Consider the following 11,795-nt stretch of genomic DNA (forward strand, 5'->3'; position numbering starts at 1 on the left):
GCGCATGGTTTCAGGTCACGCAGTGAGAAAGTTTTCAGCATAGTGGCACGCAACCTGCCGCTCTGCAACTTCGCGCAGCTGCGGCCTTTCGGCGCGGCAGCGGTCGGTGACGTGCGGGCAACGGGTAGAGAACACGCAGCCGGTGGGCGGGTTAAGCGGCGAGGGCAGCTCGCCCTTCAGGACGATGCGCTGCTTGACGCCGGTGCCGGCCAAGCCGGGTGTCGAGGCCAGCAGGGCCTGGGTGTAAGGGTGCAAGGGGCGGTTGAACAGGGCGTTCTTTTCGCCTTGCTCGACCGCATGGCCCAGGTACATCACCAGCACGTCGTGGGCGATGTGGCGCACCACACCCAGGTCATGCGAGATGAAAAGATAGGCCAGACCCATGGACTGCTGCAGGTCGGCCAGCAGGTTGAGCACCTGGGCCTGGATGGAGACGTCAAGGGCCGATACCGGCTCGTCAGCTACCACCACCGTGGGGTTGAGCATCAACGCGCGTGCAATGGCAATGCGCTGGCGCTGGCCGCCCGAGAACATGTGGGGATAGCGGTCGTAGTGCTCGGGGCGCAGGCCCACCATGGCCAGCATGGCGCGGGCCTTGGCGGCGCGCTCTTCAGCTGTCAGGCTGGTGTTGATTTCCAGTGGCGCCTCAAGGATGGCGCCGATTTTCTTGCGCGGGTTGAGCGAGCCGTAGGGGTTCTGGAATACCAGCTGCACGGCCTTGCGAAGGCCCTGGCGCTCTTCCTGACCGCCGTTCACCGCGTCGATTCCGGTGATACGCAACTCGCCGCCCGTAGGCGTTTCAATGAGCGAGACCATGCGGGCCAGGGTGGATTTGCCGCAGCCCGACTCGCCGACGACGGCCAGTGTCTTGCCGGCATGAACCGAGAAAGAGACGCCGCCGACGGCCTGCAGGTGGTCGGACTTGCGCATGAAACCGCGGCGGATTTCATAGACCTGCTTGAGATTTTTTGCTTCAACGACGGGCTCGGTCGGCAGGGTGGTGGAAGTGGTGGCGGTGCTCATTGCGTGGCCTCCACCAGTGGGGTGTCGTGCTCGATGTTGGCCTCGCGGCTGGGATCACCCAGCGGGTAGTGGCAGCGAACCATGCCGTCCTTCCAGGCGCGCAGCAGCGGACGTTCGTTGCGGGAATGTTCGGTGGCATAGGCGCAGCGTGGGGCAAACAGGCATCCGGCAGGGCGGTCATAGAGGCCGGGCACCATGCCGGGGATGGTCGCCAGGCGGGAGCTGCCGTCGCTGCGCTCAGGCAGGGCCGAAAGCAGGGCTTCGGTGTAGGGGTGCTGGGGCGTGTTGAAAAGGGCGTGTGCGCTTTGCTCTTCCATGATCTGGCCGGCGTACATCACCGCGATGCGCTGTGCCATTTCGGACACCACGCCCATGTTGTGTGTGATCAGCACCAGGGCCATGCCACGCTCCTTTTGCAGGCTGCGCAGCAGGTCCAGGATTTGCGCCTGGATGGTCACGTCAAGCGCCGTGGTGGGCTCGTCGGCGATCAGCAGGCGCGGGTTGCAGGCGATCGCCATGGCGATCATCACGCGCTGGTTCATGCCACCGGAGAGCTGGTGGGGATAGGCCTTCAGGCGGCTTTCGGGTGAATTGATGCCGACCTGCTCGAGCAGTTCGATGGCCTTGCGTGTGGCGGCCTTTTTATCCATGCCCAGGTGCAGACGCAGGGTTTCGGTGATCTGGAAGCCGACGGTGAAGCAGGGGTTCAGGCTGGTCGTGGGTTCCTGGAAGATCATCGCCACGTCTTTGCCGATGAGCTTGTTGCGCTCGCCTTGCGACAGCTTGAGGAGGTCGTGTCCGGCAAACCGCAGTTTGTCGGCTTTCACGCGGCCGGGGTAAGCCACCAGGCCCATCAAGGCCATCATGGTGACGCTTTTGCCGGAGCCAGATTCGCCGACGATACCGAGGACTTCGCCTTCTTCCAGCGACAGGCTGATGCCGTCAACGGCGTGCATGATGCCGTTTTGCGAGGGGAACTCGACGGAGAGGTTTTCTATTTCTAACAAAGCCATACGGAATCTTTCAGCGCTTCAGCTTGGGGTCGAATGCGTCACGCAGTCCGTCGCCGAGCAAGTTGAAGGCCAGCACAGTGATCAAAATTGCGAGGCCGGGGAAGGTGACCACCCACCAGGCGCGCAAGACAAATTCGCGGGCATCGGCCAGCATGGTGCCCCATTCGGGTGAGGGTGGCTGGGCGCCCAGGCCCAGGAAGCCCAGGGCGGCGGCGTCCAGGATGGCGGTCGACACGCCCAGTGAGGCCTGGACGATCAGCGGCGCCGTGCAGTTGGGCAGGATTTCGCTGAACATCAGGCGGATACGGCTGGCGCCGCTCATGCGCGCGGCCGTCACATAGTCGCGCGAGGTTTCGGCGATCACCGCAGCGCGGGTGATGCGCACGTAATGCGGCAGCACGACGATGGCAACAGCCAGCATGGCGTTCATCAGCCCGGGGCCGAGGATGGCGACGATGACGATGGCCAGCAGCAGGCTGGGCAGGGTCAGGATGATGTCCATGAGGCGCATCACGGCGATCTCGAAGATGCCGCGGAAAAAGCCTGCCAGCAGGCCCAGCACCGTGCCGACAACCACCGACAGCGCCACCACGGCCAGGCCGATGACCAGCGACAGGCGGGCGCCGTACATCAGGCGCGAGAGGATGTCCCGGCCGATGGCGTCGGTGCCCAAGGGGTAGGTCCAGGAGCCGCCCGTCTGCCAGGCCGGTGGCTTGAGGAACACGGCGTTGTTGGTGATGTTGGGTGCGTGCGGCGCCAGCAGGGGCGCAAAGAGCGCCAGCAGCAGCACGCCAATCACGATGACCAGGCCGATCACGGCGCCGTTGTTGGCGCTGAAGTAGTTCCAGAACTCGCGCAGAGGGTGCGGTGGCGCCGGGGGCGTGCCCGGTTTCGGGGTGGCGGATTTCAAGGTGGCCGTGCTCATCGCTGGTGCCTGATGCGTGGGTTAATGATGCCGTAGGTGATGTCCACCAGCAGGTTGACGGCCATGACGATGGCGCCCAGCAGCAGGATGCCGCCCTGCAGAACGGGGTAGTCGCGGCGGCTGATGGCTTCGATCAGCCATTTGCCGACGCCCGGCCAGGAAAAGATGGTTTCGGTGAGGATGGCGCCCGTGAACAGTACGCCGACCTGCAGGCCGATCACGGTGACCACCGGGATCAACGCATTGCGCAGCGCATGCAGGGCCACCACGCGCAGGTTGGAAAGGCCTTTGGCGCGTGCGGTGCGGATGTAGTCTTCGCCCAGCACTTCCAGCATGGCCGAACGCGTCATGCGCGCGATCACCGCCAGCGGGTTGGTGCCCAGCACAATCATGGGCAATATCAGGTGGGAAGCGGCCGACCAGAAAGCACCCTTGTCTTCCGAGAGAAGTGAGTCGATCAACAGAAAGCCTGTGGTGGGCTCAATGAAGTACTGCACCGACAGTCGGCCCGATACGGGGGTCCAGCCGAGCTGCACCGAGAACAGCAGAATCAGCAGCAATCCCCACCAGAAAATCGGCATGGAATACCCCGTGAGGGACACCCCCATGACGCCATGGTCGAGTATGGAGTTTCGCTTGACCGCCGCCAGAATGCCCGCGGGGATGCCGATCAGCAGTGCAAACAAAATGGCGCACACGGCGAGTTCGATGGTGGCCGGAAACAGCGTGAGGAATTCGCGCAGTACAGGCTCCTGTGTGATCAGGGACTTGCCCAGGTCGCCTTTCAGGACCCGGCCGATGTAGATGCCGTACTGCACCATGACGGGTCGGTCCAGGCCGTATTCCTTGAGCAATTGCGCGTGGCGCACCGGATCGATGCCGCGCTCGCCCGCCATGGTTTCGATCGGGTCGCCGGGCACCATGCGGATCAGGAAGAAAGCCAGCAGAGTCATCCCCAAAAAGGTGGGAATGATCAGACTCAGTCGGGTAAAAATAAAGCGCAGCATTATCGCGGGATGCTAAGGCAGGACTTGACGCGGGCTGGCGAGTGCCCGTCGCGGTGGCGACAGGCAGGGCACGCGGGGTTTTCCGCCGCCCCGGTTTTTGAATGCAGTAGCTGCAATGGCATCAACATGGGTCTGTTCTATCTGGTCTGGTGCGGGCGGTGCCGCAAGGGGGATTTTTATCTTAGCAACAATAGCGTCGTTTTTCGACTGTGCCGCTGGTGGCGGGCTACCGAGTAACCCTATGGCATTAGCATACGTTTCAGGAGGCTTTGGACGTTAATGGAAGAGGGTGGCATGGCGCGGGAGCATGCGAGTGCAACGCAGGAAGCGTGCCAGCGGTTGGGGGTGCGGTAGGTGCCCTCTTACCAGCCGCGCATAAAAAAAGGCCGGTGCAAACCGGCCTTTTGATATCGGCGGGAGCCGATTACTTGACGTGCTTGCCGATAAGGCCAGCCATCTCGAACATCGACACTTGCGCCTTGCCGAAAACGGCACGCAATTTTTCGTCGGCGTTGATCATGCGCTTGTTGACCTTGTCCTGCAGGCCCTTGGATTTGATGTAAACCCACAGCTTGCTGACGATCTCGGTACGTGGCAGAGGCTTGTCGCCCACCACAGCTGCCAGTGCCGGGCTCAAGGTCAGTGCCTTCATGAACGCTGCATTGGGCGTGCGCTTTTTGGCAGGCGCTTTTTTCGCTGCTGGCTTTTTGGCCGCAACTTTTTTGGCGGGAGCTGCCTTCTTCGCGGCTACCTTTTTCGCAGGAGCTGCTTTTTTCGCAGGAGCCTTCTTTGCAGGAGCTGCTTTCTTCGCAGCTACTTTCTTTGCCGGAGCAGCCTTTTTTGCAGGCGCTTTTTTAGCCGGTGCTTTTTTTGCAGTTGCCATGATTGATTTTCCTTCTAGAAGTTGATAAATCACCACACGGATAACTACTCTTCCTTGTGGCAATGCGGATGCTACTGGAGAAAAACGCAGTTTCCTAGTGCAAACGCACTTTATTTGCGCCTGGATGTTGCAGATTTACCTCTGAAAATCAGGAAAACGCCCATGAGAATCACGCCGCAAGCGGCCCATTCGCCCCCAGTGACGTGCTCTCCGGCGAAGAATGCACCCAGAAAAATCGCGATCAAGGGGTTCACAAAGGCATAGCTCGTGGCTACTGCAGGTGAGGCATTGGCCAGCAGATAGAGGTAGGCGCTGAAGGCGATGAGCGAGCCAAACACCACGAGATAGAGCCACGCAAGCACGGCTTCAGGCTGCGCGGGCCAGTTGGCAGCGGCTTCGCGGTGCTCACCCAATGCAAGAGAAATCGCCATCAACACCGCGCCGCCACACAACATTTCGCTGGCAAAACCCGCGGGGCCATTCGCCAGCGGCAGCCGGGTGGTGGACAGCACCGAGCCGAGTGACCACAGCAAGGTCGCCCCCGCAATGCACGCCATGCCGACGGGAGCAGCGCTAAAGCTGGCGCCTTGCACCAGCATCAGCACACCTGCCAGCCCTACCACCATGCCCAGGAACTCCAGCCTGCTGGGCCGCTGGCCCAGCAGGAGGCCCCAGGCCGACACCATCATGGGAACCACCGCGATGAAGGTGGCGATCAGTCCGGAGCCGATGTGAAGTTCAGCCGATGCTGTCAGCCCCATCCCGCCGCCCAGCATCAGGGTGCCGATGACGGCGGCGCTGGCCCACTCGCGCCTGCTGGGCAGCTTGTGCCCGCGTATCAGCACCCAAGCCATCATCAGAAGGCCGGCCGCCAGGAAACGCGTGCCCATCTGGAAGAAAGGCGGAAAACTGATCAGAGCAAAGCGGATTGCCAGGTAAGTGGAGCCCCACACCAGGTAACAGGCGAGCAGGGCAGGGATCAAAAGCGCCGGCGCTTTGCCGGTGGCGGAGGATGAAATGAATGTGGAGGTCATGCCTGCATGGTAGGTTGCCAAACGCCCTCAGACTATGCAAAACTAACGGCAAAACTGCAGCTGGCCTTTAAATTTAAAGCTTGAAAAGCGATATGACCGAAACCACCGAATGGGACCATTACGACAGCCGCATCCTCGGCGAGCTGCAGCGCGATGCGCGGATCACCATGGCCGAGCTGGGTCGCCGCGTTCACCTGAGCCAGCCGGCAGTCACGGAGCGTGTGCGCAAGCTCGAACTGGGCGGCGTGATCAAAGGTTACCGGGCCGAGGTTGACCTGGCGCGGCTGGGTTACGGCATACGCGCTATCGCGCGGGTAGGGCGGGTCGAGTACGCCCGGGTGGTCAAGCTGATCGAGCAGACGCCCGAAGTGATCAATGCCTACAACGTCACCGGCGAGGACAGCTGGGTGCTGGAAATCGCGGTGATCGACGTGGCGCACCTGGACGCGGTGGTGACCAAGTTCTGCATCCTCACCGAGACCTCGACCTCCATCGTGCTGAACGCCCCCCGCGAGAATGCGGTGGTCTTGCCCGCCCGGCGCGAAGACATCAAACCCGTCATCAAGAAAGTCACCGGAAAATGAGCCAAGACAATCTCGCCTCCTTCGCCACCTGCGATCTCTGCGACCTCCACAAAGGCGACACCTCGGGTCATTTCAGGGTGCTCCCGCCTGTTTTCAGGAGCTATGGCGGCCTTCAGAAGTTCAGCGGTCCCGTCGTCACGGTGAAATGCTTTGAAGACAACACGCCGGTCAAGGCGGCGGTGGAGTCGCCCGGAGAGGCGCGCGTGCTGGTGGTGGACGGGGGCGCCTCGCTGCGCCGCGCGCTGCTGGGCGGCAATCTGGGCGCCGCCGCCGCCAAAAACGGCTGGGCAGGGGTGCTGATTGACGGTTGCGTGCGCGACGTGGCGGAGCTGGCGCAATGCCAGACCGGAATCCGCGCCCTGGCAAGCATGCCGCTGCCCACGGAAAGGCGCCAGGCGGGCCTGCGTGACATCGCTGTGCAGATACAGGGCGTCTGGGTGCGGCCGGGCGACTGGCTCTACGCCGACGAGGATGGGGTGGTGGTGATGCCGGCGCCTGCGCAAGCGTAGACGCAGGGCGCTTGTAATCCAGGCGCTCTATCGCCGGGCACAGAGGTTTGCAGCGGGGGCTGGATGGAATATTGGAAAAATCGGCCTCAACCCCAATAAAAAAGGGCGTAAGCAGCTATAAATTTAATAGCACTCACGCGCTGTCTTTGAGCAGCAGAGGCGGCCGCTCATGCCCTGCTTCTCATTGCTGCCAAAAAATACTCAGAACCCCGCAAGAGCGATCGAGTTCTTCAGCGCCTGTCCGCCACCGTAGCTGTCCTGCTCGGGTGGCACGCCACCCAGCGACACGCGGATCGCGCAGTATTTGAACTCCGGGATCTTCGCAAACGGGTCTAGCGCGGCATTGGTCAGCTTGTTGATGGCTGCCTCGTAGTAACAGAAAGGTACAAAAACTGCGCCGCGTGGCGAGCTTTCGTCGGCGCGGGCGTACAGCTCCACCTTGCCGCGGCGTGACTCGATGGTCACCACGTCGCCGGGCTTGCCGCCCATGGCGGCAAGGTCGAGTGGGTGTACCAGGGCGACAGGATCAGGCTCGATCGCATCGAGCACCGTCGCGCGCCGTGTCATGCTGCCGGTGTGCCAATGCTCCAGCTGGCGCCCGGTAATCAGCACCATCGGATATTCGGTGTCCGGGCGCTCGTCGGCCGGGATGATGTCGGCCGGCACGAACTTCGCGCGGCCGCCTTCGCGGGGGAAGTCATCCACAAACACGACCGACTGGCCGGGATCGCCTTCTTTCATGCAGGGGTAGGTGACCGAATGCTCGCGGTCAAGCCGGTCCCAGGTGATGCCGCCAATGCTCGGCATGGTGTGGCGCATCTCGTCGAAGACTTCGCTGACATGGTTGTAGTGCCAGCCACAACCCATGCGGTTGGCGATCTGCGTAATGATCCAGAGGTCCTGGCGTGCATCGCCGGGCGGGTTGATCGCCTTGCGGCCCATCTGCACGAGGCGGTCGGTGTTGGTAAAGCTGCCGTCTTTTTCCGGGAAGGCACTGGCCGGCAAAATCACGTCCGCCAGATAGGCGGTTTCGGTCAGGAAGATGTCCTGCACCACGAGGTGCTCGAGCGCAGCCAGGGCTTCGCGCGCGTGGTTGGCGTCCGGGTCGGACATGGCCGGGTTCTCGCCCTGCACATACATCCCCTTGATGCCGCCCTTCTTGATGGCGTGCATCACTTCGACCACCGTCAGGCCGACCTGGTCGTCCAGGGAGCCGGGAGCGACGTTCCAGGCCTTCTCGAAGCTGGCGCGGACCTCGGGCTTGGACACATGCTGGTAGTCTGGCAGCATCATGGGGATCAGGCCCGCGTCGGATGCGCCCTGCACGTTGTTCTGGCCGCGCAGAGGATGCAGGCCGGTACCGGGGCGGCCGATCTGGCCGGTCATCAGCGAAAGGGCGATCAGGCAGCGTGCGTTGTCAGTGCCGTGCACGTGCTGCGAAACGCCCATACCCCACAGAATCATCGAGCCTTTGGAGGTGGCGAACAGGCGGGCGACATAGCGCAGCGTCTCGGCGTCGATACCGCAGATGGGTGCCATCAATTCGGGCGTGTAGCCTTCGACGTTCTTGCGCAGTTCTTCGTAGCCGATGGTGCGGCTGTCGATAAAGGCCTGGTCCACCAGGCCTTCGTTCACGATGACGTTCATCATCGCGTTGAGCATAGGCACATCGGTGTCGGGCTTGAACTGCAGATGGCGGTGCGCCACGCGGGTGAGGTCGGAGCGGCGCGGATCCATCACGATCAGCTTGGTGCCGTTCTTCACGGCGTTCTTGATCCAGGTGGCGGCCACCGGGTGGTTCACCGTCGGGTTGGCGCCGATGATCACAACGACGTCGGCCTTGGTGACATCCATGACGGGGTTGGATACCGCGCCGGAGCCTATGCCTTCCAGCAGGGCGACGACCGAGGACGCATGGCACAGGCGCGTGCAGTGGTCCACATTGTTGCTGCCGAAACCGGTGCGCACCAGCTTCTGGAACAGGTAGGCTTCCTCGTTGCTGCCCTTGGCCGAGCCAAAGCCGGCCAGCGATTTCTTGCCGTGCTGGTCGCGGATGGCCGCGAGTTTGCCGCCGGCGAATTCCAGCGCTTCTTCCCAGCTGGCTTCGCGGAAAACATCCATCACGCGGTCTGGGTCCATCGTGAAGTCGCCGGTTTTCGGCATGCCTTCGCGGCGAATCAGCGGCTTGGTCAGGCGCTGCGGATGGTGGGCGTAGTCAAAACCGTAGCGGCCCTTGACGCACAGGCGCTCGTGGTTGGCGGGGCCGTCGCGGCCTTCCACAAAAAGAATCTTGTCGTCCTTGACGTTGTAGGTCAGCTGGCAGCCGACGCCGCAATACGGGCAGACCGACTCGACCTGCTTGTCCGGCACGGTGAGCGCGGCCTCGCGGGCCGGCATCAACGCGCCGGTGGGGCAGGCCTGCACGCATTCGCCGCAAGCCACGCAGGTGGACGCACCCATCGGGTCGTCCATATCGAAGACGATCTTGGCCTGGTCACCGCGGAAGGCCAGCCCGATCACGTCATTGACCTGCTCGTCACGGCAAGCGCGCAGGCAGCGTGTGCACTGGATGCAGGCGTCCAGGTTCACGGCGATGGCGGGGTGCGATACATCCTGGCGCACCTGTTGGCGTGCCTTGAAACGGGGTTTGCCGACGCCGATCTTGGCCGCCCATTGGTCTACCTCGTTGTTACGGGTGTATTCCTTTTCGGGCATGTCTGACAGCAGCAGCTCGAGCACCAGCTTTTGCGAGGCCACGGCGCGTTCGCTGTCGGTGACGACCTTCATGCCGGCTGCAGGTGCCCGGCAGCATGAGGGAGCGAGTACGCGCTCACCGTTGATTTCAACCATGCACGATCGGCAGTTACCGACAGCTTCCATGCCTTCCTTGAAGCACAGGTGCGGGATCTCCACGCCTTCGCGCTTGGCGACCTGGAGCAGTGATTCGGTGGCGCGGCCCTGGACCTCACGGCCGTTGAGGCTGAAGCTCACAAGCGGTGCGTCGAGTTCGGCGAGTTCCTGGCGGGTAATTGCATTCATCGTGGTGCCTCTTGTCTTGTTGACGCGGTGCTCAAGCCAGCTCGTGTGGGAAGTACTTGATGACGCAGTCCATGGGATTGGGAGCCGCCTGGCCGAGGCCGCAGATCGATGCGTCGCGCATGACCAGGGACAGGTCTGCCAGCAGGGCGAGGTCCCACTTCGGCTGTTCCATAAGGTGTGCTGCTTTGGCTGTGCCCACACGGCACGGCGTGCACTGGCCGCAGGACTCATGGTGAAAGAAACGCATCATGTTGCGCGCGGCATCAGTGGCCGTGTCCTTGTCGGAGAGGATCATCACCGCAGCCGAGCCGATAAAGCAGCCATAGGGTTGCAGCGTGTCGAAGTCCAGCGGAATGGTGTTCATCGTGGCCGGCAGGATGCCGCCCGACGCGCCACCGGGCAGGTAGGCGTAAAACTTCTGGCCTTCCAGCATGCCGCCGCAGTATTCGTCGATCAGTTCCTGGATGGTGATGCCGGCCGGCGCCAGCTTGACGCCGGGCTCTTTGACCCGTCCGGACACCGAGAATGAGCGCAAGCCTTTGCGGCCGTTGCGGCCGTGCGAAGCGAACCACTCACCGCCTTTTTCCAGGATGTCGCGCACCCAATACAGCGTCTCGAAGTTGTGCTCAAGCGTCGGCCGGCCGAACAAGCCCACTTGTGCGACGTAGGGGGGGCGCAGGCGGGGCATGCCGCGTTTGCCTTCGATGGATTCGATCATGGCCGACTCTTCGCCGCAGATGTAGGCACCGGCGCCACGGCGCAATTCGATCTCCGGCATGCCGATCATCAATGGGTCCAGCCGCAATCTGGCCAGTTCGGCCTCCAGCATGCTGCGGCAGCCGTGGTATTCATCGCGCAGGTAAACGTAAACCTTCTCGATGCCGACAGCCCAGGCGGCGATCAGCATGCCCTCGAGGAAACGGTGCGGGTCACGCTCCAGGTAGACGCGGTCCTTGAAGGTGCCGGGCTCGCCTTCGTCGATATTCACCGCCATCAGGCGTGGGCCTTTTTCGGCACGCACGATGCGCCACTTGCGGCCTGAAGGAAAGCCGGCGCCACCCAGTCCACGAAGGCCGGAGTCTTCCATGGTCTTGAGAACCGATTCGACATCGCGTTCGCCCGAAATGCAGTGCTTGAGCAAAGCGTAACCACCGGCTGACTGGTAAGTGGGCAGGTCGATAAAGCCCTCAGGAACGTGCTGCACAGCTGCTGCTGCGACGGTCGCCATTACGGTCTCGCAGCTGGCATTGGGTACCGGGTTTTGTCCCACCACGACTGCTGGCGCCTGCTCGCAGCGGCCTATGCAAGGTGCGGCAATGATCCGGACTTCGCGGCCGAGCAGGGCAGGGAGCTTGGCCAGCAGGTCCCTGGCGCCAGCCATCTCGCAAGAAAGGCCATCGCAGACCCGCACCGTGAGTGCGGCTGGAGCGGCTTCACCTTCCTTGACCACGTCGAAGTGATGATAGAAGGTTGCCACCTCATAGACCTCGGTCTGGGCCAGCCGCATCTCCTGGGCCAGCGCGGCCAGGTGCGCTGCCGACAGGTGGCCGAACTCGTCCTGGATCTTGTGCAGGTGTTCGATCAGCAAGTCTGGCCTGCGCGACTCGGAGCCCAACAGGCGTTGCACGTCGGCCAGCGCCTGCGGGTCAACGCGGCGACCCTTGGGCGCCTGGCGTTTACGCTGCTTGGAGGCGTCGATGACGGCGATGGGAATGATGGGATGGTTCATGAAGCGTAGTGGCTCGCTGTATGGCTGGCGTGGGTGGCGTGGGCTGCCC

At 62.7% G+C, this 11,795-nt stretch carries 10 protein-coding genes; 2 read left to right on the top strand and 8 right to left on the bottom strand.

Annotation, left to right across the window (positions count from 1 at the left end):
• Positions 1 to 15: 15 nt before the first annotated feature.
• From AC1DZE_RS07975 to yedA, 6 genes are all read right to left on the bottom strand, one after another.
• Complete coding sequence (locus tag AC1DZE_RS07975; RefSeq protein ID WP_477671861.1) at positions 16 to 1,023, bottom strand: peptide ABC transporter ATP-binding protein; 1,008 nt, start codon at positions 1,021 to 1,023, stop codon at positions 16 to 18.
• Entirely contained in the window at positions 1,020 to 2,036 is a 1,017-nt protein-coding gene (locus tag AC1DZE_RS07980) for an ABC transporter ATP-binding protein (protein WP_477671862.1), read from the bottom strand. Before AC1DZE_RS07980 ends, AC1DZE_RS07975 begins: the two co-directional genes overlap by 4 nt.
• A gap of 10 nt (positions 2,037 to 2,046) precedes the next feature.
• Positions 2,047 to 2,961, bottom strand: a complete 915-nt coding sequence (locus AC1DZE_RS07985; RefSeq protein WP_477671863.1) for an ABC transporter permease subunit — start codon at positions 2,959 to 2,961, stop codon at positions 2,047 to 2,049.
• A complete protein-coding gene (locus AC1DZE_RS07990) occupies positions 2,958 to 3,968 on the bottom strand; it encodes an ABC transporter permease subunit (protein ID WP_477646562.1) in 1,011 nt (336 codons plus the stop codon). The genes AC1DZE_RS07985 and AC1DZE_RS07990 overlap by 4 nt, the downstream gene beginning before the upstream one ends.
• A gap of 424 nt (positions 3,969 to 4,392) precedes the next feature.
• Positions 4,393 to 4,851 (bottom strand): SWIB/MDM2 domain-containing protein, encoded by a 459-nt coding sequence (locus tag AC1DZE_RS07995; protein WP_122956824.1) that lies wholly within the window; start codon positions 4,849 to 4,851, stop codon positions 4,393 to 4,395.
• 110 nt (positions 4,852 to 4,961) lie between these two features.
• A complete protein-coding gene (gene yedA, locus AC1DZE_RS08000) occupies positions 4,962 to 5,885 on the bottom strand; it encodes a drug/metabolite exporter YedA (RefSeq protein ID WP_477669183.1) in 924 nt (307 codons plus the stop codon).
• 92 nt (positions 5,886 to 5,977) lie between these two features.
• On the opposite strand from yedA, the gene AC1DZE_RS08005 reads away from it, so the two are divergent.
• The gene (locus tag AC1DZE_RS08005) at positions 5,978 to 6,469 is read left to right on the top strand and encodes an Lrp/AsnC family transcriptional regulator (protein WP_007873193.1); all 492 of its coding nucleotides are present in this window, start codon (positions 5,978 to 5,980) and stop codon (positions 6,467 to 6,469) included.
• Complete coding sequence (gene rraA, locus AC1DZE_RS08010) at positions 6,466 to 6,978, top strand: ribonuclease E activity regulator RraA (RefSeq protein WP_477669184.1); 513 nt, start codon at positions 6,466 to 6,468, stop codon at positions 6,976 to 6,978. The genes AC1DZE_RS08005 and rraA overlap by 4 nt, the downstream gene beginning before the upstream one ends.
• Before the next feature lie 201 nt (positions 6,979 to 7,179).
• Here the strand turns inward: rraA and fdhF are convergent, their stop codons facing one another.
• Positions 7,180 to 10,017, bottom strand: a complete 2,838-nt coding sequence (fdhF, locus tag AC1DZE_RS08015) for a formate dehydrogenase subunit alpha (protein WP_477699935.1) — start codon at positions 10,015 to 10,017, stop codon at positions 7,180 to 7,182.
• A gap of 31 nt (positions 10,018 to 10,048) precedes the next feature.
• On the bottom strand, positions 10,049 to 11,746 hold the full coding sequence (locus AC1DZE_RS08020) for an NADH-ubiquinone oxidoreductase-F iron-sulfur binding region domain-containing protein (RefSeq protein ID WP_477673442.1): 1,698 nt from the start codon (positions 11,744 to 11,746) through the stop codon (positions 10,049 to 10,051).
• Positions 11,747 to 11,795 lie beyond the last annotated feature (49 nt).

This window comes from Polaromonas sp. P1_F1 (assembly GCF_056405795.1).

What these genes read in the sequence shown, in the direction of transcription:
- AC1DZE_RS08020 (WP_477673442.1), bottom strand. Translation starts at nt 11,746, where the DNA reads ATGAACCATCCCATCATTCCCATCGCCGTCATCGACGCCTCCAAGCAG.
- fdhF (WP_477699935.1), bottom strand. Translation starts at nt 10,017, where the DNA reads ATGAATGCAATTACCCGCCAGGAACTCGCCGAACTCGACGCACCGCTT.
- AC1DZE_RS07985 (WP_477671863.1), bottom strand. Translation starts at nt 2,961, where the DNA reads ATGAGCACGGCCACCTTGAAATCCGCCACCCCGAAACCGGGCACGCCC.
- AC1DZE_RS07975 (WP_477671861.1), bottom strand. Translation starts at nt 1,023, where the DNA reads ATGAGCACCGCCACCACTTCCACCACCCTGCCGACCGAGCCCGTCGTT.
- yedA (WP_477669183.1), bottom strand. Translation starts at nt 5,885, where the DNA reads ATGACCTCCACATTCATTTCATCCTCCGCCACCGGCAAAGCGCCGGCG.
- rraA (WP_477669184.1), top strand. Translation starts at nt 6,466, where the DNA reads ATGAGCCAAGACAATCTCGCCTCCTTCGCCACCTGCGATCTCTGCGAC.
- AC1DZE_RS07995 (WP_122956824.1), bottom strand. Translation starts at nt 4,851, where the DNA reads ATGGCAACTGCAAAAAAAGCACCGGCTAAAAAAGCGCCTGCAAAAAAG.
- AC1DZE_RS07980 (WP_477671862.1), bottom strand. Translation starts at nt 2,036, where the DNA reads ATGGCTTTGTTAGAAATAGAAAACCTCTCCGTCGAGTTCCCCTCGCAA.
- AC1DZE_RS07990 (WP_477646562.1), bottom strand. Translation starts at nt 3,968, where the DNA reads ATGCTGCGCTTTATTTTTACCCGACTGAGTCTGATCATTCCCACCTTT.
- AC1DZE_RS08005 (WP_007873193.1), top strand. Translation starts at nt 5,978, where the DNA reads ATGACCGAAACCACCGAATGGGACCATTACGACAGCCGCATCCTCGGC.